21 protein-coding genes are annotated in these 24,712 nt (G+C 67.8%); 12 read left to right on the forward strand and 9 right to left on the reverse strand.

What is annotated here, in order from left to right:
• The first annotated feature begins 61 nt into the window (after positions 1–61).
• From BN1959_RS09310 to BN1959_RS09330, 5 genes are all read left to right on the forward strand, one after another.
• The gene (locus tag BN1959_RS09310) at positions 62–3,478 is read left to right on the forward strand and encodes a tubulin-like doman-containing protein (RefSeq protein WP_053948396.1); all 3,417 of its coding nucleotides are present in this window, start codon (positions 62–64) and stop codon (positions 3,476–3,478) included.
• 15 nt (positions 3,479–3,493) lie between these two features.
• Entirely contained in the window at positions 3,494–4,867 is a 1,374-nt protein-coding gene (locus BN1959_RS09315; protein ID WP_053948397.1) for a hypothetical protein, read from the forward strand.
• 144 nt (positions 4,868–5,011) lie between these two features.
• Complete coding sequence (locus tag BN1959_RS09320; protein ID WP_053948398.1) at positions 5,012–5,578, forward strand: hypothetical protein; 567 nt, start codon at positions 5,012–5,014, stop codon at positions 5,576–5,578.
• Positions 5,579–5,651: 73 nt separating this feature from the next.
• Positions 5,652–6,263: a DUF6517 family protein gene (locus BN1959_RS09325; protein ID WP_053948399.1), complete on the forward strand. Its 612-nt coding sequence runs from the start codon at positions 5,652–5,654 to the stop codon at positions 6,261–6,263.
• A 56-nt stretch (positions 6,264–6,319) separates the two neighbouring features.
• On the forward strand, positions 6,320–6,499 hold the full coding sequence (locus BN1959_RS09330; RefSeq protein ID WP_053948400.1) for a DUF7836 family putative zinc-binding protein: 180 nt from the start codon (positions 6,320–6,322) through the stop codon (positions 6,497–6,499).
• 8 nt (positions 6,500–6,507) lie between these two features.
• On the opposite strand, the gene purD is transcribed toward BN1959_RS09330, so the two are convergent.
• Together purD and rocF are read right to left on the reverse strand one after the other, a co-directional pair.
• Entirely contained in the window at positions 6,508–7,815 is a 1,308-nt protein-coding gene (gene purD, locus BN1959_RS09335) for a phosphoribosylamine--glycine ligase (protein ID WP_053948401.1), read from the reverse strand.
• A 73-nt stretch (positions 7,816–7,888) separates the two neighbouring features.
• The gene (gene rocF, locus BN1959_RS09340) at positions 7,889–8,824 is read right to left on the reverse strand and encodes an arginase (RefSeq protein ID WP_053948402.1); all 936 of its coding nucleotides are present in this window, start codon (positions 8,822–8,824) and stop codon (positions 7,889–7,891) included.
• 288 nt (positions 8,825–9,112) lie between these two features.
• On the opposite strand from rocF, the gene BN1959_RS09345 reads away from it, so the two are divergent.
• The 4 genes from BN1959_RS09345 (at position 9,113) to BN1959_RS09360 (ending at position 13,331) form a co-directional block, all read left to right on the forward strand.
• Entirely contained in the window at positions 9,113–10,477 is a 1,365-nt protein-coding gene (locus tag BN1959_RS09345; RefSeq protein WP_053949366.1) for an amidohydrolase, read from the forward strand.
• Between the two features lie 177 nt (positions 10,478–10,654).
• Positions 10,655–11,053, forward strand: a complete 399-nt coding sequence (locus tag BN1959_RS09350) for a DUF5805 domain-containing protein (RefSeq protein WP_053948403.1) — start codon at positions 10,655–10,657, stop codon at positions 11,051–11,053.
• On the forward strand, positions 11,043–12,074 hold the full coding sequence (locus tag BN1959_RS09355) for a tyrosine-type recombinase/integrase (protein ID WP_053948404.1): 1,032 nt from the start codon (positions 11,043–11,045) through the stop codon (positions 12,072–12,074). The genes BN1959_RS09350 and BN1959_RS09355 overlap by 11 nt, the downstream gene beginning before the upstream one ends.
• A 201-nt stretch (positions 12,075–12,275) precedes the next feature.
• Complete coding sequence (locus BN1959_RS09360) at positions 12,276–13,331, forward strand: PQQ-binding-like beta-propeller repeat protein (RefSeq protein ID WP_053948405.1); 1,056 nt, start codon at positions 12,276–12,278, stop codon at positions 13,329–13,331.
• A 19-nt stretch (positions 13,332–13,350) separates the two neighbouring features.
• Here BN1959_RS09360 and BN1959_RS09365 read toward each other — a convergent pair whose 3' ends face one another.
• The 3 genes from BN1959_RS09365 to BN1959_RS09375 form a co-directional block, all read right to left on the reverse strand.
• Positions 13,351–13,977, reverse strand: coding sequence for an RAD55 family ATPase (locus BN1959_RS09365; RefSeq protein ID WP_053948406.1), 627 nt, complete (start codon positions 13,975–13,977; stop codon positions 13,351–13,353).
• Positions 13,978–14,030: 53 nt separating this feature from the next.
• Positions 14,031–14,621 carry a MinD/ParA family ATP-binding protein gene (locus tag BN1959_RS09370; RefSeq protein WP_053948407.1) on the reverse strand — a complete coding sequence of 197 codons (591 nt, stop codon included), beginning with the start codon at positions 14,619–14,621 and terminating at the stop codon, positions 14,031–14,033.
• Positions 14,622–14,710: 89 nt separating this feature from the next.
• Positions 14,711–15,082, reverse strand: coding sequence for a YlbF family regulator (locus BN1959_RS09375; RefSeq protein ID WP_053948408.1), 372 nt, complete (start codon positions 15,080–15,082; stop codon positions 14,711–14,713).
• Positions 15,083–15,177: 95 nt separating this feature from the next.
• On the opposite strand from BN1959_RS09375, the gene BN1959_RS09380 reads away from it, so the two are divergent.
• On the forward strand, positions 15,178–16,191 hold the full coding sequence (locus tag BN1959_RS09380; protein ID WP_053948409.1) for a sodium:calcium antiporter: 1,014 nt from the start codon (positions 15,178–15,180) through the stop codon (positions 16,189–16,191).
• 22 nt (positions 16,192–16,213) lie between these two features.
• Here BN1959_RS09380 and BN1959_RS09385 read toward each other — a convergent pair whose 3' ends face one another.
• Positions 16,214–16,858 carry an alpha/beta hydrolase gene (locus BN1959_RS09385; RefSeq protein ID WP_053948410.1) on the reverse strand — a complete coding sequence of 215 codons (645 nt, stop codon included), beginning with the start codon at positions 16,856–16,858 and terminating at the stop codon, positions 16,214–16,216.
• Between the two features lie 57 nt (positions 16,859–16,915).
• Complete coding sequence (locus tag BN1959_RS09390; RefSeq protein WP_053948411.1) at positions 16,916–18,481, reverse strand: ABC1 kinase family protein; 1,566 nt, start codon at positions 18,479–18,481, stop codon at positions 16,916–16,918.
• Between the two features lie 157 nt (positions 18,482–18,638).
• Here BN1959_RS09390 and ileS point away from each other — a divergent pair, with 157 nt between their 5' ends.
• A complete protein-coding gene (gene ileS, locus BN1959_RS09395) occupies positions 18,639–21,791 on the forward strand; it encodes an isoleucine--tRNA ligase (protein WP_053948412.1) in 3,153 nt (1,050 codons plus the stop codon).
• Positions 21,792–21,920: 129 nt separating this feature from the next.
• Here ileS and BN1959_RS09400 read toward each other — a convergent pair whose 3' ends face one another.
• Positions 21,921–23,135 (reverse strand): FAD-dependent oxidoreductase, encoded by a 1,215-nt coding sequence (locus BN1959_RS09400; protein ID WP_053948413.1) that lies wholly within the window; start codon positions 23,133–23,135, stop codon positions 21,921–21,923.
• Positions 23,136–23,217: 82 nt separating this feature from the next.
• Between BN1959_RS09400 and BN1959_RS09405 the strand changes: the two genes are divergently transcribed.
• On the forward strand, positions 23,218–23,883 hold the full coding sequence (locus BN1959_RS09405) for a 2,5-diamino-6-(ribosylamino)-4(3H)-pyrimidinone 5'-phosphate reductase (RefSeq protein ID WP_053948414.1): 666 nt from the start codon (positions 23,218–23,220) through the stop codon (positions 23,881–23,883).
• A 6-nt stretch (positions 23,884–23,889) separates the two neighbouring features.
• On the opposite strand, the gene BN1959_RS09410 is transcribed toward BN1959_RS09405, so the two are convergent.
• Entirely contained in the window at positions 23,890–24,681 is a 792-nt protein-coding gene (locus BN1959_RS09410) for an inositol monophosphatase family protein (RefSeq protein WP_053948415.1), read from the reverse strand.
• Positions 24,682–24,712: the final 31 nt, after the last annotated feature.

Consider the following 24,712-nt stretch of genomic DNA (forward strand, 5'->3'; position numbering starts at 1 on the left):
TAGAATGGCTCGTTGTAACACCCCCGACACGCTGATTGGCGTCGGAGGGGGCGGGAGTAAGGTGGTTTACAAGTTCATGGAACAGGACTGGATCCTCGAGGACGTCCTGGACACCGAGAACTACGAACGGGACGAACCGGGGGAGCTCCAGGCCTACACGATCGACACGGCCACGGGAGACGACTGGCACGACGAGCGCTACGGGCCGATCAACCGAAAGATCCGGAGCCTGCTCGACGATATCGACACGGCGAACGATCTGCTGGATATGGGGATCGAGCAGCGCAACCTCGTCGAGTCCATCCCGAACCGATGGACCGAGAAGGGGAACATGACCGCCCCGGGGGCGATCAAGGAGCTGCTGGAGCGGCGGAACGCGAACAACTGGTGGCTGAAAGACGACCGCGAACCGCTCTCGCACGTCCAGCGGGAGGGGTTCAGCGGCGGCGTCTACCGGCGCCGTGCCGTGAGCAAGGCACTCTACCACATCAACGAGCACGTCGGCGACTCCGTCGTCCCGAACAACCCCGGGGAGACCGTCATGGTGACGACGCTCGGGGGCGGGACGGGGTCGGGGATCTTCATCGACATGGCGATGGAGATGGAGGCCGACAGCATCGACCTGTTCGCCGTCATTCCCTCCGTCGGCGACCAGACGAAACAGAAGACGAACGCCTTTGCCGCGCTCTCCGAGCTCGAGTACCTCTGGATCAACGACGAGAGCCCGTTCCGGTCGGTGACGTTGGTCCCCCACGTCGGGAGCGTGAGCGACGACGACTTCGAGATGGCGACCGTCCGGAGCATCCTCGCCCACCAGAACGGGATGATCGGCGGGAACCTGTACGACTCGCTCAACCCCCAAAGCACGAACGGCCCGCCGGAGTTCTCGGCGTTCTCGATGGCCGTCCCGTACACGATGGAGTACGAGGTCGACCAGCGCGAGAGCGCCCGAGAGGAGGTCGAAGAGACGCTCTCGGAGAAGCTCGACGAGCTCACTGCCGAAGGGTACCTCTACAAGGTCGTCGAGACGTACCTCCAGGAGAACTTCCCCTCGGCGATGGAGGCCGCCGAACAGGACGTCTCGACCGAGCCGGTCGTGAACCAGGCGATGGAGCTCCGGAACCGGTACGCGGACGTCCGCGACACGCTGCTCACCGACGACGGGCTCCGGGTCGCGGGGTTGGACGACGAGCGCAAGACGATCCGGGATCAGGTGCAGGTGCAGGCCAACGGCGAGGTCCAGCTCCCGGACGACGTGGCGGAGCCGGAAGCGGCCCGACAGTTCATCGAACAGGCGCCGAGCATCGCACACATCGAGCCTAGCGACATCGACAACGAGGGCGCCCTCGGCTACCTCCTCGCGTCGGTCGTCCGGAAGGAGATCGGGAACATCGAGAAGCGGTGGCAGCTGTTCAAGAAAATCTCGGCGATCACCGCGGAGAACGTCGAGGGCTCTCACGCGCTGACGGTCTCGCAGGCACGGATGGTGCGGGACGTGCTCCGGGACATCGTACTCGACCCCGATCAGGAGACGTACCACCACGTTCAGAACCCATCCTTCGACGAAACGCTCGAACAGGTCGAAAGCGCCGTGAGCCAGCTCGTCGAGGAGCACGACCAGCTGGTGACGCTCCGGGACCGCGTCGACGACGAAGTCGACGACTGGATACAGACGTGGCATGAGAAGGTTCGAAGCGACACGGCCCAGGTCGCGGCGGTCAACGAACACCGCGCCGACATCGTCTCCCTCGTCGACGAGCTGGAGTCGGCGATCGAGGCCCGCCTCACCACGATCAACGACGCGACCACCGAGAGCGGGATGCGGGGGAGCCTGAACTTCGACTCCTTCGGCACTCTCAACGAGAAGCTCGACGCCGTCGGCGCCGAGCGGATCGACGGCGAGGGGATCAGGGAGGCGCTCGAGCTGCTGGTCGACATCAAGACGGCAGTGTTGGAGCACAACTCCGGCATCCTCCCGGGGCGCCCGGACAAGTCCGAGGAGTTCGACAACAAGTATCGGGAGCTCCAGACGCTCGGCGACTGGTTCACGATCAACCCTCAGCGCAGCTCGAAGGACGTTCGTGACCCGTTCAACTGTATCTTCGATCCCTCGACGATCCAGCGGGAGGCCCAGATCGACCACTCCTACGACGCAGCCATCGACCGCATGACCGCCGCCTTCGAGGAGCAGTTCACCGACGCCGGGACGCTGATCGAGTTCGGTCCCGAGGACCTCGCGATCGACGACCCCGTGGTCGAGAAGACGGTTCCGACCGACCGCAACCCCTCGGCGCTACGCGAACAGCTCGTCGACGATCTCGGGTCGAGCAACGCCGCCGACCCGCACTTGCTACTGGACGACGTGATGCCGCTCGACGCCGGCAGCACGCGCGGCGACAGCGTTTCCCACCACCTGTACGACCGCTACATCCAGCCGTTCGACGAGGAGATCGACGACGTGAAGCAGGGGCTCCATATCCGTGGTGGCAACGACGTCGTCAGCACGGGCGGCACCGTAGAGGCGCTCGAACGGCTCCGTGCGATCGCCAGCGTCCACGCCGAAGCCGTCGACGAGGACGTGTCGGTGCCCGAAGTCACCCCCCCAGAGGACACCGAGACGTACGGTCGCGACTTCGCTCGCGGCTACGAGGGGATCTACGACTTCGACGTCGAGCCGTCCGTCCCCGCGAACAACGGCGACCACCCGTACCTTCGTCGCGGGGAGACCAACCCGGAGGACTTGGTCAGCTCGCCGCGGAGCATCGAGGAGTCCGCGGTGCTGGAGAACCACGAGGACGAGATCTTCCGGTTCTTCGGGAACTCCCTCGAAGCCATGTTCGAGAACAAGCACGGGCGGGCGCCGATCAACGACTTCTCGCCGCGGGCGCTGAAGGATCGCTCCGAGAGCGACCCGACGTACGACGGGCTCCGGTACGTCTCGGCGTACATGTCCCGGGCGCTGAAGTACGTCGACGATCCCACGACGCCGGCGGATAACCCGCTCCACCCGGCCGTCACCGAGACGCTGGAGGATCACACGATGATCAACTCGGAGACGTACCACGAGGAGCAGTACGACATCGGGAACCCCGACGAGATCACGATGGTCACCTTCATCGGCGGGCTCACGATGGACAACCTCAGCGTCGTCACCGATCCGGACGGCTACCAGCCGACCTACCGACAGGTCAGCCGGAACAACTCCTTCATCCCGACCCACCACACTGTCGGGATCGGCGGGATGTGGCAGTACTACCACCGGCTCCACGAGTGGACACGCGAGTCGGACGACGACGTGAACTACGGCGCCTACGTCTACCGCGACGACGTTCGGCCGCTCCACCACGACCAAGAGTTCGTCCTCCACATGAACGACGACTCCGACGCGGAGGTCAAGGAACTGCTCAACGGGATGTTCGGCTCCGGCCGGTTCCCGAGCATGCTGGAGCGGGAAGACGAGCAGGCCGAGCAGCAGTAGTACTCCCGCCCCCTAATGAACCTTCCTTCCAGCCAAACCCGAAAAGAGATCGCCGTCGTCGTCACGGCCTTTGTCAGCCTCGCCGTCACGATACCGGCCGTCGCCGGCGCCGCGTCGACCGTCTGGGCTAACGGCGGCCTGCTCCGAACGCTGTCGGGGGCCGTCGCGGGCGTCGCGGGCGTGACGCTCGACTTCCCGGTCGTCATCCTCGGCGGGCTCCTGGCGGGCTGGTTCGCGCTGTTCCTGTTCGACGGGACCAAGCGAATCCAGGCCGGCCTAGTGTTAGTCGTGGCGCTGGTCGCGCTGCTGCCGACGCTCGGGAATCTCGGGCGGGTGATCGGTGCGGTGCAGCGCGAGTTCCTCACCTTCGGCGTCGCGGTGCTGCTCGGCGTGCTTTCCGGTGGTGTCACCTCGCGAGTGTACGGTGTCAAGGTCCCACACCAACTCTCGATCCGCGAGCGGCTCCGGTGGATCCAGTTCCCCGTCGCAAGCCGGGCGTTCTTCTACACGGTGTCAGTACTGGTGTTGCTGGCCGTCGTGCAGTACGTCCAGTACGCCACCTCGATCCTCGACACGGTCGTGACGCTGCTTGCGGGGGCGGTCGCCGTCTTCGCGCTGTCGGTGTTCATGACCTACGAGTACCAGAAATCCGTCGTGACGATCACGGCGGAGAACGACCGGCGCGCCGAGCCGTACGTCCTCGGCGGGCTGTTCGACCACGCCGAAACCGACCGCGAGGGGTTCCCAATCGACGGGAACCATCTCCTCCGACAGGCTGCGACCGCGAAGAACGAGGACTCGCTACCGGACGGGTTCGACTCGCCAGTGTCGTTCGGCTTCCTCTCGGGCGACGTGACCGAGCGAACCGCGAAGGTCACGAGCGAAGGGTTCAGCACCCGTGACGTGAACCGGAACCGACTGGAAGAGCGACTGCGCGAGCGCAACGGCGCGTACGCGCAGACGAAGCAGCTACTCCGGTGGATCCGCCACCACCTCGTTCTGATCATGCCTGCGTTCGTCCGCAACGTGCTCGTCTACCAGGAGGGGACGGTGCTCAATCGGCTCGACCACGCCGACACGCTGTTGCTGCTGACGCGAACACCGGGCGCCGACGAGGAGCCGCCGGCGGGTGCCGATCTGTACGGACTGTTGACCGAGCTGTACGCCAACGATCCGGGCACCGACATCGTGATCGCGACGAGCGACGCCCGGGAACCGGCGAACGAGTTCGACGAGGGGATCGACGTCACGATCGACCCGTTTCGATCCGAAGTCGCCGACCGCCTCGGGATTCCTCCCGAAGGCGTCGGCGTGGAGTATCAGGTCGTCCCCACGAACCGCTTCGACGGCGACGACGAGGGGTTCGACGCGCTCATCGACTCACTCTGATCCCCCCTCGCGGCTCTCTCCTCGATCGCCCGTCAGCCAAACGCTTACCTTCGGCGCCATCGCGCACTCGGGTATGACGAGCAACGCTTCTGGCACGAGTCGGAGGCTCTCGAACCGAGCCCGGACGAGGGGGTGCTGAGTCGGATGCCCGAAGCGGAGGAGCAGACGAACGTCGACGATCTACTCGACGAGCTCGAGGCGCTCGAACTCGAACTCGCCGACGAGGACCACGAGACCCAGTCCCGGGTGCGCGAGAGCATCCGGATGGCCAGACGGATCGACGAGGACACCCCCGTCTTCGGTCGGGTGATCACAGGGTTCGACCGCCACGACGCTGCCGAGGCGCTGGTCGGGAGCGTCGTGTTCGGCATCCCGATGGTGATCGAGGGCGGCACGCTCGAGGCGGGCGTCTACCTCGCGACCCATCCGATCTACTTCGTCGCGACGCTGCTGTTCGGCGTCAGCATCGTCACCGGGCTACTGTACGTGGCCGAGATCCAGGACGTGCGCGTCGTCGACCCGATACTGGGCATCGTCCCGCGACGGCCCGTGGGGCTGCTCACGATCGCCGCCCTGACGGCGCTGTTCATGATGACCGCGTGGGGCCGCGTCGACTGGACCGAGCCCTGGGTCGCGATCTGTCAGACGGCGGTCTGTTTCGTCGGGATGGCGATCGGCGGTGCACTGGGGGATATCCTCCCCGGGAGCTGACGCTGCCGGCAGATGTCGCCCACGGGGAACAATGGCCACGACGTTTATGCCCATCTCCCGGTAACGGAACCGTATGGAGCTATCACGTCGAAAAGTCGGTGGGTTGACAGTAGCAGGGATCGCGGGGCTAGCGGGCTGTAGCGGTTCCACCAGCTTCAGCGCCGAGTACGCCACCACCGACACCGGGGACACCGGGTACGAACAGACCGGCCAGCGACAGCCGACGATGACCCGGACGTTCGCGGGGCAGGAGGTCGAGGTGACGAACACGGTGACGGAGTACCGGAAGGAGATCGACCTCGGCCCGCTGGGGAGTTCCGACGTCGGCGTGTTCGCGGCGTTCACCTCACCGCAGGTCCAACTCGCCGGGCAGTCGTTCAACCCGATCGCGAACCTCGACCCCGGGGAGCTCGTCCAGCGCTTCCAGCAGCGGTTCGACAACATGGAGGACGTGAGTGAGGAGTCCGAGGAGGAGGTCGAGATGCTCGGCTCCGCCCGGACGGTGACGAAGTTCTCCGCGACGGTGAGCGTCGACGGCAACGAGGTGCCGGTGTTCCTGCTCGTCGCGAACTTCAACCACGAGTCCGACGTGGTCGTCCCGATGGGGATCTTCCCGCAGGAACGGGAGGACGAGGAGGGGCCGAACGTCCGCCAGCTGATGTCGAACCTGAGTCACCCCGCCTGAGGGGGCGGTCGGAGGGGCGACAAGCTTTATCGGCCGTCGGGTCCCAACTCCGAGACATGGTCGAAGCGTTCGTCCGCCTACTGTGTCCGGAGTGTACCAAGGAGTGGGAGTCGAACCCGACGGATCTCCCCGAGTCCGACCAGAACCTCAGCTGCCCGGACTGTCACGCGACCCGGCGGCTGGCGCAGTTCATGCGGACCGACCGCGACCTCGAAGTCGTCCAGCAGTTCGAGTAACGCGGTTCTCAGTCGCGGATCGACGCCATGTGGTCGATCCGTGACTCCACCAGTTCTTCGGTTCCCACGTCCTCGCGGACGCGGAGCCCCTCGCCCGCCGCCGCGAGTGCGTCAGCCGCGATCGATTCCGCGGTCGGGATGTCGTCGGCGACGCCGACGACCGCGAACGATCGCGAGGTCGTGGTGAACAGGCCGTCCTCGCGGTCGTCGACGGAGGCGTAGAACAGCAGCGCGTCGCCGCCGTGTGCGTCGGCGGCAGCCGCGACGGTCGACTCGTCGACCTCGATCTCGCTCCCGGCGTCGGGGTCGGTCGGGTAGCCCGCCGGCACGGCGTACTTACAGACCGTCGCGCGGTTTTCGAACGCCGGCTCTGGTAGCGACTCTCCCTCCCGGGCGGCCGTCACAATATCCAGCAGCGGTGTCTCCATCACGGGGAGAACGTTCATCGCTTCGGGGTCGCCGAAGCGGGCGTTGAACTCCACCACTTTCGGCCCCTCGTCGGTCAGCATGAACTGCCCGTACAGCACGCCAGTGTACTCCGGCAGGGCGTCGACAGTGGCTTCCAGCACGCTCGCGGCGCTGTAGTACTCCTGTGGCGTCATGAACGGGAGCGTCGCCCCGGCGTCGCTGTAGCTCCCCATGCCGCCGGTGTTCGGTCCCTCGTCGCCCTCGTAGGCGCGCTTGTGGTCCTGTACGGCCGGCGTCAGCCGCATCTCCCCGTCGTTGACGAACGCCTGCACGGTGAACTCCTCGCCGACGAGGCGCTCCTCGATCACCCACTCGTCGTGGCCGCTCCCCCGGACGTACTCGGCGGCCTCGGCGTGGCTCACCTGATCGCCGGTGACGCGGACGCCCTTCCCGCCGGTGAGTCCGGTGGGCTTGACCGCCACGTCGCCCTCGACGTCCTCCACGTACGCCGCGGCCGCCTCGGCCTCGTCGAACGTCTCGAACTCGGGCGTCCCCGGGATCTCGTGTTCGGCCATGAACTCCCGCTGGTAGGCTTTGTCCGTCTCGATCCGGGCAGCCTCGGCGGTCGGGCCGAACGTGAACACGCCAGCGTCGTTCAGCGCGTCGGCGACGCCGGCCGCCAGCGCCGACTCAGGCCCGATCACCGCGGCATCCGCGTCGATCCTCTCGGCGTACGCGACGACCGCCGCGGTGTCGGTCTCGTCGGTGATCTCGGTTCCGGCCGCGAGCGAGCCGATCCCCGGGTTCCGGTTGCTGGCCAGCGCGTACACCTCGGCGTCGGGCGCCAGCGCACGCGTGATCGCGTGTTCGCGGCCGCCCCCGCCGATCACCAGCACGGTTTCGGACATGGGCGGAGGATATGAACACAGGAGTGTAAAGGTTCTCTTCCGAGCCAGTATCGAAATACACGAACGCGGATATCTACAGGATGCGTTTGCCGAACGCGCTGGCCGCGAGCTCGACTGCTAGTTCTGCGGTCTCGTTGTGCTGGTCGAGCGTGGGGTTGACCTCGACCAGTTCCATCGAGCGCATGCCGCCATCGGCGGCGACCTGCTCCATCGCGTGGTGGGCCTCGCGGTAGTCGACGCCGCCCCGGACCGGGGTACCGACGCCGGGCGCGATCGTCGGGTCGAGCCAGTCGAGGTCCAGGCTGACGTGGTAGCCGTCGGTGCCGTCGTTGGCGACCGCAAGCGCGTCGTCGACCACTTCGTCGAGCCCGCGGTCGTCGATCTCGGACATCGTGAACGCGCTGATCTCGCTGCCCCGGAGCAGTTCGCGCTCGGCGTCGTCGACCGAGCGCAGGCCGACGATCGCGACGTTCGCCGGGGAGAGCGACGGCGCGTTGGCCCAGTCGACGCCAGCCCACTCCTTCACGCCCAGCAGCGCCGCCAGAGGCATCCCGTGTACGTTGCCCGAGGGCGTCGTTGTCGGCGTGTTCAGGTCGCCGTGGGCGTCGAACCAGACTGCGCCGATCTCGGCGTCGGCTGCCGACCCGGAGACGGTTCCGATGGCGATCGAGTGGTCGCCGCCCAACACCAGCGGGGTGGCGCCGTCCGCGATCGACCCGCGAACCTCCTCGGCCAGCCGGCTACAGACATCCTCGGTCTCCCGGAGGAACCGGGCTTTCCCCTTACTGGGTGTGCGGTAGTGGGCGTCGCGCTCCTCGGCACGCGGCACGAGTAGATCGCCCGCGTCCTCGTCGTCGACGCCAGCGTCAGAGAGACCCTCACTCAGTCCGCCGTAGCGGATCGCCGACGGCCCCATGTCGACCCCGCGCCGGTCTTGCCCGTAGTCTGTCGGCGCGCCGATGATCCGTACCGTCTGTCGACTCTTTTCGACGCTTCCGTTTTCGGACATGTACGCCGATACGGTGCCCGCGGGGTTAGCTTCCCGGGATTCGCTTCTGCGAGACGGTCCGGTAGGAGCCCCCTATCGACTGTTCGGTCAGTTCTCCCCGGGCGTCGTTCGATGGCAAATTACCGAGGTTCGATATCGCGAGATATAGTTTACAAGTCGCCGTGGCGTCACGGGAACTCGACTGAACAGCGTCAGTTCACCGCCGGCCGAGGAGTTAAGCACCCCGCGACCTCGGTTGCGGGCGTGAAACAACGGCTGTTCGACGACGTGGACGACCTTACCGACCGGATGGACGAACTCGCGGTCGATCTCTGGGAGCACCCGGAGTTGGGGCTCCACGAGGAGCGTGCAAGCAGGCTACTCAGCGAGGCACTGGCCGACGCCGGGTTCGACGTCACCACCGGTGTTGGCGGCATGCCGACGGCGTTCGTCGCGAGCTACGCCGTCGGGGAGGGGCCGACGATCGGGATCCTCGGCGAGTACGACGCGCTTCCCGGCCTCTCACAGGCGGTCGCGACGGAGCGCTCGCCGATCGAGCCCGGTGGACCGGGCCACGGCTGCGGCCACAACCTGTTCGGGACCGCGGGCGTCGGCGCCGCGATCGCCGTCGCCCGGGCGCTGGATCGCGGCGATACCGAAGGCGAAATCCGGTTCTACGGCTGTCCCGCCGAGGAGACGTTGGTAGGGAAGACGTTCATGGCCCGCGACGGCGTGTTCGACGACCTCGCGGCCGCCGTGACGTGGCATCCGAGCGACCACACGGCACCACAGCGCGGTAGTTCACTCGCGATGGACTCGCTATCGTTTACCTTCGAGGGCGAGAGCGCCCACGCCGCGGCGTCGCCCGAATCCGGCCGGAGCGCACTCGACGGCGTCCAGCTGCTCAACACGGGCGTCGAGTACATGCGCGAGCACGTTCCGGAGGCGGTGCGCGTCCACTACAACGTCCAGCAGGGCGGCGATGCGCCCAACGTCGTGCCCGCGGAGGCGTCGGTCTGGTACTTCGTCCGTGCGCCGACGCGAGACGGTGTCGAGCGGGTGACCGACTGGCTGCGCGAGATCGCAGCGGGCGCGGCGACGATGAGCCGGACCGAGGTGAACGAACGCTACTACACCGGCGTCCACCGACTCGTTTCCAACTCGGTCATCGCGGATACGTTCCGGGAGAACATGGCCGAACTCGGTACCGTGACGTTCAGCGAGGAGGAACGCGAACTCGCCGCCAAGCTCCAAGAGACGTTTCCAGAGGGGGCAATCGAGGATCGGCTCGCGGAGTTCGAACCGCCACACGATGACGTAGCCGCCGACGCGCCGCTGTACGGCGAACCGATGGACGCCTTCGACGAGGGCGATCCCGGCGGCGGCTCGACCGACGTCGGCGAAGTGAGCCAGATCACGCCCACCGCACAGTTCCGCGCGACGACGTGGGCGTTGGGCACGCCCGGCCACTCCTGGCAGGCCGTCGTCGCGAACGGCGACTTCGGCCGAACGGCGCTGCCCTACGTCGCGAAGCTGCTCGCGGGCTCGACGCTCGACCTGCTGGCCGACGGGGAGGAACTCGCCGCTGCACGCGAGGAGTTCGAACGAGAGGTGGATGGCTACGAGAACCCGCTCCCCGCCGATGCGGAGCCACCGTTCGAACTCACACGATGATCGACGCCAACGGGACCGAACCGGTGAGAGGTGTTGATCGACGTGGAGAGTACCGAATAACGAAGATCAACAAAGCCGGTACACGTATTTGGGGGAATTGCGGTACCTTTCTAGAGGATTAGGGCACTAATCCCTGTTACCGGTACGTTGATGTGCTCGGCGACGGACGCTCGACCCATGGCCGAGGACGCCGACAACGAGACGGTACAGGTCAAGACGCGGGTACCCGCCCACCAGCGTGAGCGGTGGCGGGAGGCTGCCGACGAACTCGGGATGAGTCAGAGCGAGTTCGTCCGGACGATGGTACAGGCGGGCCGGAGCGGCTTCGAGCCGGCCGACGAGCCGGGGGGGACGAGCAACCCCGAGAAAGGCAGTCCTTCGGGCTCGAACCCCAGGGGTGACACCCTCGAAACGCGTGTCCACGAAGTCCTCTCTTCAGAGGAGGCCGTCGGCTGGGACGAACTGGTCGACGCGGTGCTGGGCGACTTCGAAGATCGGCTCGACCGGATCACACAGGAGTCAGAGCAGATCCGCTACAGCGGCAGGGACGGGGGGTACGTGCTCGATGGCGAGTAGGTCTCCCGACGCCGAGGTGGCCGACCCGGTCAACTACTACCTCGAAGATATGGAGATGCACGGTCGGGCCGAGCGCACCCGCGACGCCTACGAACGAGTGCTTCGGGGGTTCGCCGAGTTCCTCGAAAGTCGGTCCACCGATCCCGGATCCGCCGGCCACCGGGACTGTCTGGCGTGGCTCCACTCCCTGCGGTCGGAGCTGTCGCCGAGCACCGTCGCCACCTACGCCACGACGGTCAATCGCTTCTACGACTACATGAACCGGGTGGGCGCCTTCGAGGAGAACCCCATGGCGCTGGTGATGGAGGAGATGGACGAGTCGATCGAGAAAGACCCCGAGCGTCGGGACGTCGACGTGGCGACGATGGGGGAGTTCCTCGGTCGGATCTCTCACCCGCTCCATCACGCGATCGTCCTGACGCTGTTGAAAACCGGGATGCGCGTCGGCGAGCTGTGTAACCTCGACTACCGGGACCTGCGACTCGCCGAGCCCGGCCTCGAAGGGTACGACCTCGACGGCCGGCCGCAGCTCGACGGCCGTGGCGACGCGATATACGTCGACAGCGCGCCCGCACGCGGGGAGGAGTACAACGGTGAGGTCCGCGAGGAGTCGAACAAGCGTAAGCGGTCGACGGTGATCCCCGTCGACGACGAACTCCGGCGCGGACTCCGGCGCTGGCTGGCGATCCGGCCGGACTCGCCGTCGCCGGCGGAGCCGTTGTTCCTCTCGACCGCGGGCGACTGGGGGGAACGGCTCACCGCACGGGCGGTCAGACACTACGTCCGGAACTACGCCGAGGAGATGGGCTGGTACGAGCCCGGCGCGGGAGCGGGCGAGAACGTCACCCCCCACTACTTCCGGCACTTCTTCACCACGCACCTCCGTGATCGTACCGGCGATCGCGGCGTCGTGAAGTACCTCCGAGGGGACGTGGCCAGCGACGTGATCGACACCTACACCCACAACTGGGGGGACCAAGTCCGAGAGACGTACGTCGCGAACATCTACCGGTTCGATTGAGCGACGAGCAGCGAACACGTAAATCGTATATCGCGATATCGAATGCGGCGGGAGAAGATTCAACTTCGCCCCGCCACGAGAGCGGCCGTGCCCTCCCGCAGAGCGTTCCTCGCGGCCGCAGGCGCCAGTGTCGGCCTCGCCGGTTGCGTCTCAGGTGGTCTCCCGAACGGAGAACTCGACAGTGTCGGCGGCGAGTGGCGAATGGACGGTCGCGACGCGACCCATACACGACGCGTCGAAGACGGACCCAACGACCCCACGACGGTCTGGGGGCGAGAGCTGGACGGCACGCGGGCCGCCGGAACGCCCGCGCTCGCCGACGAACGACTGTACGTTCCTGCGGACGCCGTGACGCCAGAGTCGCGCTCCTTCAATCGGCTCTACGCCCTGGGTGCACGGACCGGCGAGACGTACTGGTGGGCGCCGCTCCGGATCGACCTCAACGGCCCGCCGGCAGTCGTCGGCGACCGTATTCTCGTCAGTGGGAAACGATCGCTCGAACGCGGTCGAGTGGTCTGCTTCGGATCGCGTTACGGCGAGGAAGAGTGGCTGTACGACATCGACGCTCGCCTGACCGCACCGCCGACCGTCGCAGGCGGCGTCGCCTACGTTCCGGACTGGACCGGTACCGTCCACGCGCTGTGGGTCGCGGACGGGTCGGTGCTGTGGTCGCGCCGGATCCAAGACTCGGTCGACCAGGGGAACACGACGTTCACGACTCCGGCCGCAGTCGACGGCGACACGCTGTACGTCGGCTCGAACTCCGGGGTGACGGGGATCGTCGCGCTGAGAACCGACGACGGCGGGGAGCAGTGGCGCGCGGAGACCAACCCCGTCACTGGCGGGCCGGTGGTCCACGACGACCTGCTGCTCATCCAGAGCTACGGACTCGTCGTCGCGTACGGGACCGACGGCGAGCGGCGCTGGGGGTTCAATCTACTTAACGGCGGCCACCAGCCAATGGCCGTCGACGACGGGCACGTCTACGCTGCCAGCCCGGAGATCCTCTACGCGATCACCCACGACGGGGAGCGATCGTGGACCTACGAGCGATCTGATGGGCGAGCCGGTGTCCCCACGGTCGTCGATGACAGTGTTCTCCTCCGCGGGGAGGACCGACTGACGGCGCTCTCAGCAACGACGGGGGAGGAGCAGTGGTCCAGATCGACCGAGGGGGTAGGGGACGTCGTCGCGACCCCGGAAGCGCTGTTCGTCACTGGAGACGGTGGACGGCTACTGGCGTTGGGCGAGCCCTGAGCGGTCGCGAGAAGGGTTCTCAGGCGATATCCCGGGAGGTGTCGATGTTGACGCTCTCGGCCAGCCGGAGCTTGATCGGCTCGGAGAGGGCCTTCCCGCCGCGGAACTTGGGGATCACGAGGCGGTTCTCCACCTCGGCGTTTGTGACGGTCGTCTGCAGGTCGAACACGACGTCTGCGACGTGGGCGGTCAGGTCACGATGGTTCGGCACGTCGACGCCGTTCAGCCCGTGGAGGATCGCGACGCCGCCGGTGTTGACCATCACGGTCTGGAGTTCGTTGAGGAAGCGCCGGTAGCGCCCCCGGTCGTAGCGCTCCAGCGCGTCGACCACGTCGACGATCAGCGTCGCTTCCTCGGGCAGCGTACCGATCAAGCGGTTCGCCCGGTCGAGCGGTGCGTCACCGCCCACATCGCGGACCGTCGGATCGCCCGTCCGGGTAGTCGTCCGGTCGATCGCGTCGGTCACGGCCTGATCGGAGCGGATGGTCGTGAGATAGAGGGTCTGTCGCTCGGCGGTGAGTTCGTAGAGGAACAGCTCCGACTGGCTGGCGGGTTCGGCGGAGAGCAGCACGATCGAGCCCGCCGGGAGGCCGCCCTCGATCTCGCGGTCGAGGACGTTGATGCCGGTCGAGAGCCGTCTCGCCATGAACTCTGATACTGGTTTGTGGACCAAAAGCGTTCCGTGCAGCTGTCAGGCGCTCACAACGACGTCGTCGCGTCGAGGAGCGCGGCCGCGGCCGCCTCGTACCGCTCGCGGACCCGCCGGTCGTCGAGTGGTCGACCCGCGGCGTCGGGAACGACGCCGAGGAGCGGACAGCCGAGCAGTTCCGCCACGTTCGGCGGACGGGCGAGCGTGCGGGTGAGGACCGCTCCGAGGACGGGCGTGCCGACCGCGCGGGCCATCGACGCTGTCTTAGCAGCGTCCCGCAGCGCCGGTGCACAAGCAGTGCTCACCAGCACGACGCCGTCGGCGATCCGGAGCGGCGTCGCGGCGTCGACACCCGCACCAGCGGGCGTGTCGACGAGCGTGTGGGCGTCGGCCTCCACCCGGAGGCGTTCGAGGCACTGATCGAGCGAGTCGGGACGATCCTCCGGCGTGGGAAGGACACGACAGTCGTGTGCCGGACAGACGTGGGGCCTCTCGTCGGCGGGAACGCCGGCGAGCGCGTGGAGGTTCGGCATGTCGCAGTCGGCATCGACGACCAACGGGCGGTCGGGGAGGGCAGCGGCGAGGCCGAGCGCGGTCGTGGTCTTCCCGACGCCGCCCTTGCCGCCAGCGATCGCGAGCATGGCGCTACTGGTCGCGGTTTCCGACAAAAGCTCTCGGGTGAGAAGTGGCCGCAATCAGTCCTGACAGACGGCGACTCTCCGTGTCGCAGTCAGTCCTGACAGCAGCCGCCGGCCTCGCCACCGAAGTCGACGACGAGCTCGGAGGAGATCGCGTCGTTCACCGCATCGAGGCGTGCCTGAAACGCCTCCTGGGCCTCGAGGAACTCCGCCATCTCGGGCAGCGAGTGAAGCTCGTGCTGGGCCTGTCGGACCTCGTCGACCAGCTCCTGATCGGCCTCGCCGGTCTTCCGAGCAGTCGTGAGTTCGGCCCGGAGCGACTCGAACTGCTCGATGCGCTGCTGGGCCTCCTCGCTCGCCTCGACGGCGCGTTTGGCTGCCTCGAAGCGCTCGTACTCGTCGGTGGCGGCGATGCGTTCGCCGAGTTCGGCACCGAGATCCTCGACGGTCTTGGCGACGCTCATACTCGGAATTGGTGACGGGCAGATTTAGGGCTACCGACTGCGGCTCCCGACCCTCGCCCGGAGCCGTTTTGAGTGGCGCGTTTGAACGCCGGGCCATGTCGGTGCTGCTCGCGGCGGTCGCGACGCTCGTGGCGACGGGAGTCGTCTGGAAAGGATCGGAGATGCTGGAGGAGGCGAGCGATCAGCTCTCGACGCACTACGGACTGCCGCCGGTGATACAGGGGTCCGTCGTCGCCGCGATCGGATCGAGCTTCCCGGAGCTGTCGATCGCGGTGCTGTCGGCCGTGCTCCACGGATCGTTCGACCTCGGAGTCGGCGCCGTTGTCGGGTCGGCAGTGTTCAACATCCTCGTCATTCCCGGCGTGGCGGCGCTGCTCTCCGAGGACGAGCTGAACGCCAGCCGCGACGTGGTGTACAAGGAGGCGCTGTTCTACATGCTCTCCGTCGCGGCGTTGCTGCTGGTGTTCTCGCTGGGCGTGATCTACTACCCCGCCGAGAGCTCGCGGCTGGCCGCGGAGATTCCGCCGTGGCTCGGGATGGTGCTCATCGGGCTCTACGGACTCTACGTGTTCATCCAGTACGCCGACACCGTAGAGTACGCCGCCGAGCCCCCAACAGAGTCCGTGAACGTCGCTCGACAGTGGGGCGCGCTCCTGCTCAGCCTCGCGCTCGTGCTCGTGGCAGTCGAGGGGTTCGTCTACGGCGCGGACGTGTTCGCCGCCGCCTTCGGCGTGCCGGAAGCAGTCTGGGGCCTGACCGTCGTCGCCGCCGCCACCTCGCTACCGGACACGCTGGTGTCGGTCCGGGCCGCCCGCGAGGGGCGGGGCGTGACCAGCCTCGGGAACGTGCTCGGGAGCAACGTGTTCGACCTACTCGTCGCCGTCCCCGCCGGGATCGTGCTCGCCGGCGGCGCGGTGATCAACTACGGGGTCGCTGTCCCGATGATGACGTTCCTCGTCGTGGCGACGGTCGCGCTGTTCACCGCGCTCCGGACGGATCTCCAGCTCAGCGACCGCGAGGCGTGGCTGCTGCTCGTGTTCTACGCGGTGTTCGTGGTGTGGATGCTGCTGGAGACGTTCGCCGTCCTCAACGTCGTCCCCGGGCTCTGATCGACCGGACGACCGTGGCGGGCTACGCCTGTTCCTCGACGAACGCCTGCACCGCGTCGAGTTCGTCCGGGCCGATCCCGTGACCGCCCTCGAACGTGCCGAACGTCACGGCTGCGCCGGCCTCGCGCATCCCCTCCGCGGCCGCCTCCGAGCGACTGGCGGGGATGATCTGATCGGCCGCGCCGGCGGCGACGAACACGGGTTTGCCCTCGATCCCGTCCGGCGAGCGGCCGGCGTGGGAGTCGGCGAGGTAGCCGTGGTGGGCGGCGACCCACGCGAACGTGTCGGGCTGTTCGAGCACCAGCGAGAGGCTGGTGATCGCGCCCTGACTGAACCCCAGCAGGCCGAGGCTGTCGGCGTCGAGGTCGTAGGCGTCGATCGCGGCGTCGACGGACTCGGCGACCACGTCGAGGCTGCGCCGGAACCCATCGGGGTCGGGCTGGCTCGACTCGAGGCCGCCGCCGGAGAGGTCGAGATCGTACCACGTGTAGCCGCCACGCAGGCGGTCCGGCGCGCGGAAGCTGACGACGTGACGGTCGCCGGGCAGGCGGTCCGCGATGGGGAGGAGGTCCTGTTCGTCGGCGCCGCGGCCGTGGAGAACGAACAAAGCGTTACCGGTGGGGTTGTCGGGCTCGCGGTGGACGTGTTCGAGCGGGATGTCGGTCATTGGGAGTGGGTTGTCGGGGCACGCGTTTGAACGTCTCCCTCGCGGCACGTCGGCGGGCTACCCGAGACGCCGGAGGAGGTAGGCAAGGAGGAAGACGGCCGCCGAGCCGCCGACCGGGGCGGCGTATCCGGGCGCGCCGATCGTGAGCACGGCCGCCGCGACGGCCGACCCGCCGGCGAGCACCGCGTATCCGAGAGCCGGGTCGCCGGCGCCGCGGTCAGCGGGCGGCTTGGTTCGGACCGTCAGCTCCCCACGTTCGAGCTGGTCCAGCGTCCGGTCGAGTCTGGTGGGGAGTCTAGCCATCGCGGGCACCGACTGCCGGGCGTCGGCCAGCGAGTCCTCGACCATCGCGGCGAGCTCGCTCTCGATCAGCCCCTGTTCGAGCAGGAACGTCCGGACGGCCGCGAGGAAGTCGAACTCCGGATCGAGCTGCCGACAGACGCCCTCGCCGACGGTGCCGACACGAACGAGCAACATCACGTCGGGCGGGATGCGGAACGGGAACTCCCGGAGCGACGTGATGAGTTCGGTGATGATGGTTCGCCACGTGACCTCCGACCGTCCGGCGAGGTTCTCGATGACGAGTTCGAGCACGCGCCTGACCTCGGCGCGGTCGACGCCGCGTTCGAAAACGTCGAGCGCGATCAGCGCGTCGACGAGCCCGTCGGTGTCCCGCTGGACCAGCGCCCGATAGAGGTCGACGATGTCGTCCTGTGTCGTCGCCGGGAGCCGTTCGCTCATCCCGAAGTCGAAGATCAGCAGCCGGCCGTCCTCGGTGACCGCGAGGTTGCCCGGGTGCGGGTCGGCGTGAAACACGCCGTCGACCAGCCCCATCTCCAGGTAGATCTCCGTGATCCACGTCGCCATCTCGTGTGGCCCGACGTCGACGCCGTCGAACGCGTCGTCGTCGGTCACCTTCCGGCCGGTCAGGTACTCCATGGCGAGCACGCGCTCCGAGGAGAGCTCCTCGTAGCCGGCGGGGATCACGACGCGGTCGTCGTCGGCGAAGTTCGTCCGGATGTCGTCCATGATCGCCCGCTCCCGGGCGAAGTCGAGCTCGTCGATGATGACTTCCTCGAAGTCGTCGGCGACGTTCCGAACCGAGTACCGCTGTCGCTCGTCGAGAAACGGGGTGACCAGCGGGAGCAGCCCCCGGATCACCCGGAGGTCGCGCTCGATCAGGGGCTTGAGCCCCGGCCGGCGAACTTTCAGAGCGATCCGCTCGTCGCCGTAGGCGACCGTGTAGACGAACGCGAGCGAGCCGCCGGCGACCCGTTCGAGCGTCGACAGGTCGAGCTCGTCGCCGAGCTCCGCCTCGAGGACCGTCCGCGGATCGCCCCCGACGTCCTCGGGTATCTCGTCCTGGAGAGTCCCGAACACGTCGGCGTACGTCGGCGGAACGATGTCCGGGCGCGTCGAGAGCACCTGCCCGATCTTGACGAACGCCGGGCCGAGCGCCACCATCGTGTCCCGGATGCGCTCGGCCCGCCGGCGGTGGCTCTGCTCGCTCACCTGCCGGGCGGGGCCGAACAGGAGGAACCGCCGGCGGTCACGGAGGAAGCTGACCGCGAAGGGGAGAAACCGGAGAACGACGAGCAGGTACCGCCTGACGAGCCCGATCATCTCACCGCGACACCGGCCGGCAACACTCCGTCCTGCTGTCCATGCCCGACGGTTCGGGCATACGACCAATAAATACTGGGCCGGGAGCCGCCGGGCGGTCCGACACCGAGACTGCGGGACCACCGGGTTGATAAGCGACCCAACACAGCCAACGAGTATGGACGAAGAGGTCCCGGACCAGTACGACCCACGGGCGGTGGAGGACACCGTCTCGGCGTACTGGGACGACCACGACGCCTACGAACGGACCAAGGAGGCACACGCCGACGACCCGCCATTCTTCTTCGTCGACGGCCCGCCGTACACCTCCGGGCAGATGCACCTGGGCACGGCGTGGAACAAGACCCTCAAGGACGCCGTCATCCGCCGGAAACGGATGGAGGGCCACCACGTCACCGACCGGCCTGGCTACGACATGCACGGCCTGCCCATCGAGACGAAAGTCGAGCAGGAGCTCGGCTTCGACTCCAAGCAGGACATCGAGGAGTACGGAATGGAGAAGTTCATCGAGGAGTGCAAGCGGTTCGCCGTCGAGAACCGCGAGAACATGGACGAGGACTTCCAGTCCATCGGCGTCTGGATGGACTGGGAGAACCCCTACCAGACGATCTCGCCGGAGTACATGGAGTCGGCGTGGTGGGCGTTCTCGCAGGCTCACGACAACGGGCTCGTCGAGCAGGGCAAGCGCTCGATTACCCAGTGCCCGCGGTGTGAAACCGCGATCGCGAAAAACGAGGTCGAGTACCACCAGGTCGAGGATCCCTCGATCTACGTGCAGTTCCCGCTGGCCGACCGCGAGGGAAGCCTCGTCGCGTGGACCACGACCCCGTGGACCGTCCCGGCGAACACGTTCGTCGCCGTCGACGAGGCCGCGACGTACGCGAAAGTACGCGCCGAGAACGGCGGTGAGACGGACGTGCTGTACGTCGCGACCGACTGCGTCGAGGACGTGCTGAAGAAGGGTCGGTACGACGAGTACGAGATCGAAGAGGAGCTCGCAGGCGAGGAGCTCGTGGGGTGGCAGTACGACCACCCGCTCGCCGAGGAGGTGCCCGACCACCCCGACTTCACCGGCGCCGGCGAAGTGTACCACGCCGACTACGTCGAGACCGACCGCACCGGACTGGTCCACTCCGCGCCCGGCCACGGGCAGGAGGACTTCGAGCGCGGCGACGAACTCGGGCTGGACATCTTCTGCCCCGTGGGCAGCGACGGCGTCTACGACGAGCGCGCCGGGAAGTACGCCGGCCAGTTCGTCCGCGACGCCAACGAGGAGATCATCGACGACCTCCGGGAGAACGGCTACCTGCTCGCCCACGAGACGTACACCCACGACTACGGCCAGTGCTGGCGGTGTGACACGGACATCATCTTCCTCGCGACCGAGCAGTGGTTCGTCACCGTCACCGACGTGAAGGAGGAGCTGCTCGAGAACATGGAAGACAGCGAGTGGCACCCGGCAGAGGCCCGGGACAACCGCTTCCGGAACTTCATCGAGGACTCGCCGGACTGGAACGTCTCCCGGCAGCGCTACTGGGGGATCCCGATCCCGATCTGGACGCCCGAGGACAGCACCGCCGAGGAGACGACCGAGGACGACTGGATCGTCGTCGGCACGCGCGAGGAGCTCGCGGAACGCGCCGATCAGGACGTGGCGGCCGAGGAGCTCGACCTCCACCGGCCGACCGTCGACGACCTGACGATCACCGAGGGTGACACGACCTACACCCGCGTTCCGGACGTGTTCGACGTGTGGCTGGACTCCTCAGTCGCCTCGTGGGGCACGCTCGACTACCCCAGCCAGCAAGAGAACTTCGACGAGTTCTGGCCCGCCGACGTGATCGTCGAGGCCCACGACCAGACCCGCGGCTGGTTCTGGTCCCAGCTCGGGATGGGCACCGCCGCGGTCGATCAGGTGCCGTACGACGAGGTCGTGATGCACGGGTTCGCGCTGGACAGCGACGGCCGCAAGATGTCCAAGAGCCTCGGCAACATCGTCACGCCCCACGAGGCGATCGAGGAGGTCGGCCGCGACCCCCTCCGGGCGTACCTGCTCCAGCACGACCAGCACGGCGCCGACCTACGCTTCGAGTGGGAGGGGCTCGACGAGATGCAGTCGACGCTCAACATCCTCTGGAACGTGTTCCGGTTCCCGCTGCCGTACATGGAGCTGGACGACTACGACCCCGGCGAGGCCGACCTGAGCGACGGCGACCGCTCGGTCGTCGACGAGTGGGTGCTCTCCCGGCTCCAGACGGTCGAGCAGGAGACCGAGGACGCGTGGGAGGAGTACGCCGTCCACGACGCCCTCAACACGCTGCTCGACTTCGTGACCGAGGACGTGAGCCGGTTCTACGTGAAGGCGATCCGCGAGCGCATGTGGGAGGAAAGTGACTCGGCGAGCAAGCGCGCCGCGTACGCGACGCTCTCGACCGTGCTGAACGAGGTCGTCCGCCTGCTCGCGCCCTTTACCCCCTATCTCGCCGACCGGATGTACCAGACGCTCGACGGCGAGACCGAGACGGTCCACATGCTCGAGGCGGCGACGCCGGACGACGACCTGCACGACCCCGATCTGGAGCGGAACATGGCCGTACTCCGCGACGTAGAGGAGGCCGCCGCGAACGCCCGCCAGCAGGGCGGCCGGAAGCTCCGCTGGCCCGTCCAGGAGGTCGTGATCGAGACCGACGACGAGACGGTCGCCGACGCGATGCGCGATCTGGAGGATCTGTTCCTCGAGCGCGTGAACGCACAGAAGCTCACCGTCACCGAGGACTACGAGGAGCTCGTGGCGGTCGCGGACCCGCAGATGAGCGTGATCGGTCCGGCGTTCGGCGGCGACGCACAGGACGTGATGGCCGCCGTCCGCGGCGAGCCCCGCGAGGGAGTCGAAGGCGGCGTCGAGGTGAACGGCGAGACCGTCGAACTGACCGAGGAGATGGTCGAGTACGAGACCGAGCCGCCCGAGCACGTCTCCGGCGCCGAGTTCGACGGAGGGTCCGTCTACGTGAACACCGAACTCACCGAGGCGATCGAGCGTGAAGGGTACGCCCGCGACCTGATCCGCCGAGTACAGGAGACCCGCAAGCGCCTCGAACTCGACGTGGAGGAGGAGATCCGCGTCGCGGTCGATATCGACGACGAGCGCGTGGCGGGGTTCTTCGACGACCGTCGCGATCTCGTCGCCGAGGAGGTCCGAGCCGCCGAGTTCGTCGACGTGAGCGAGATCGACGAGGACAGCGGCCTCGTCGAGGAGTGGGAGATCGAAGGCGTTCCGGTCACGATTGGCGTCGAGCCCGTCGACGGCTGAGCGACGCGCTCCCTCCTGCGAGCTTTTTTGGCCGATGACGGGACCATCTCGTTGCGTGACCTGAACACCGCGGCGCGACGAAGACGCAACTCCGGAGCTGTCGCGCCGGCTGTCCGCTCCGGCTGTTCGCTACTCCCCGACCACGTCGGCGTCGGCAGGGCCGACCGCACCGAACTCCCGAGCCAGCTCGTCGAGCCGCTCGGGAGTCCCTGCTTCCGGAAGCGGCCCCTCGGCAGTTCGGCAGGGCTCCTCGACGCCCAGATCCCCGCAGACGCGATCAGCTACAGCTTCGGCCATGCGCCGGTACGTCGTGAGCTTCCCGCCGACGACGCTGACTAGCCCCGGCGCAGCGTCGTGGGCGACGACCGCGAAATCCCGGGAGATGCCCCGCCCTTCGCGGTCGAGTTCGTCCGGTTCGTACAGTGGCCGGAGCCCCCAGTACGTCCGTTCGACCGTCGCGTCGGCCACCGCCGGCAGCATCGCGGCACACTCCGTCACCGTCCGCTCGACTTCCCAGTCCTCGCGCTCGAACGTGTCGGGGTCGTCGACGGCGACGCTGGTCGTCCCGAGAACCGCCTGCTCGCCGTGGGGAACGACGATATCGCCGTCGGCCGGCTCTCGGCACCGGTTGAGAACCGGCCCGAGGCCCGAATAGTCGACGGCCACCATCACGCCCCGAGTCGGGCGCATCCCCAGATCGGCGCCGGCCATCGCGGCGACCTCGCCCGCCCATGGACCTGCGGCGTTCACCACCGAATCGGCGACGATCGTGGGTCCGCCGTCGACGTGCACGGCGAGACGTTCGGAGTCCGAACCGGCGTCGATGTCGGTCACCGCCGATCCGGTGTGGATGCTCGCGCCATGGTCGCGAGCACTCGCCGCTGTCGCGGCTACGAGCCGTGCGGGGGAGACGACGCCGTCGGGAACGGCGAACCCCTCTTCGACAGCCCCGGCGGCTCCGGGGACGCGCTCGCGGAGCTCGTCGGGGTTGAGACGCGTCGGCTCCATCCCGACCTCGCGGCAGGCGTCGAGCTTCCGCTCGAAGTAGTCGGGATCGTCGCCCGCGAGCCGGACGAACAGGCCGCCGGACTCGACGACACAGCCAGGGGCAATCTCGCGGAGGGTTCGGTTCTCCCGCAAGCAGTCGGCGGCTCCCTCGGGATCGGACTCGGCGTATCGAGCGCCGCTGTGGAGCACGCCGTGTGAGCACCCCGACGTGCCGGCGTTGAGCCCCGTGCCGCGTTCGAGCAGCGCCACGTCGACACCGCGCATCGCGAGGTCGCGAGCGACGCCGACGCCGGTCGCGCCGCCGCCGATCACGGCTACCTCCGTCTCGACAGTCATCGGCGGGGTTCAGTCGCGCCGGGACTTCAGCGTTCCCGCTCGGACCGAAAGAGTCGACTCCCGTGCGGCCCGAACGGGACGCGTGCACGTCCACGTGAACGCCGCCGAGAGCGTCGACGGGAAGCTCTCGACACGCGAGCGCGAGCAGGTGCCGATCTCCGGCCCGGCGGACTTCGACCGGATGGACGAGCTCCGGGCGGGCGTCGACGGCGTGCTGGTCGGGGTCGGAACCGTGCTGGCGGACGATCCGAGGTTGACCGTCAAGGACGCCGACAGGCGCGCCCGGCGGGAACGCCACGGAAAGCCGGCGAACCCCGCCCGCGTGGTCGCAGACTCCCGCGCACGGACGCCGCCGGACGCCGAAGTGCTGGACAATGCAGCTGCGACGTACGTGCTCGTGAGCGAAGACGCCGACGACGCCGACGTGGCAGCGCTCTCGGCGTCCGGTGCGACCGTGATCACGGCGGGGTCCGGGCGAGTCGACCTCACCGCGGCGTTCGACCGTCTCGAAGCGCACGGCGTCGAGCGCCTGCTCGTCGAGGGCGGCGGCGAGCTCATCTTCTCGCTGTTCGAGGCCGACCTCGTCGACCGGCTGACCGTCTACGTCGGCTCGGTCGTGATCGGCGGCCGGGACGCGCCGACGCTCGCGGACGGCGAAGGGTTCACCGACCCCGACTCCTTCCCGGAGCTGTCGCTGACGGAGGTCGAACGGCTCGACGACGGGGTCGTGTTGGCTTACGACGCCTGAGTGCCGTCAGTCGAAGGCGGTGACAAGCTCGTCGTGGGCCTCGCCGTTCGAGGCGATGATGCCGCCGTCGCCGGGCGTCCAGCGGTCCCCGTCGAGATTGGTGACGGTGCCGCCCGCTTCTCGGACCATGTGGACGCCGCCGACGGTGTCCCACGGCGAGAGTTCGACGCCGGAGACGGCGGCGTCGAGCTCGCCGGCGGCGACCGAGGAGAGCGCGTACTGCGAGCTCCCGAAGCGGCGGCTGTCACCGAACTCTTCGGCGATGGTGGTGATGTACTCCGCCAGCTTCCGGCGGTCTCGGGGTTCGAGACCGAAGATCGGGTTGATCGTGAACGTCCCGGGGTCCGATCGGTCGCTCACGCTGCAGGACTCGCCGTTGCGCATCGCCCCGTCGTCGGCGGCGGCGAAGCTGTCACCCAGTGCGGGGAATTCGTTGACGGCGGCGACGGCGTCGCCGTCCTCGACGGCGGCGACCGCACAGCCCCAGATCCGGTTGCCCGCGACGAAGTTGTTGGTGCCGTCGATCGGGTCGACGACCCAGGCGTCGCCGCTCTCGGGGAGGGCGGTCCGGGTATCGACGTCCGGCAGTTCCTCCTCGCCGACGATCACCGCGTCGGAGTCGTCCTCGCGAAACATCCCCACCACGTGGCGCTGGACCTCGCGGTCGAACTCCGTCACCGAGTCGAGCGCGTTCTTCTTCGTCTCGACGGTCAGCGGCCCGCGGAACCCCCCGTGTGCGACCTCGGCGCCCGCTCTGGCGGCCTCGCGGGCGAGCGTCAGGCGTGTGGTGCTGTCCATAACACCCCGTGTCTCACCCAGAGCCAAGGGT

Source organism: Halolamina sediminis, from assembly GCF_001282785.1.
Classification (GTDB): domain Archaea; phylum Halobacteriota; class Halobacteria; order Halobacteriales; family Haloferacaceae; genus Halolamina; species Halolamina sediminis.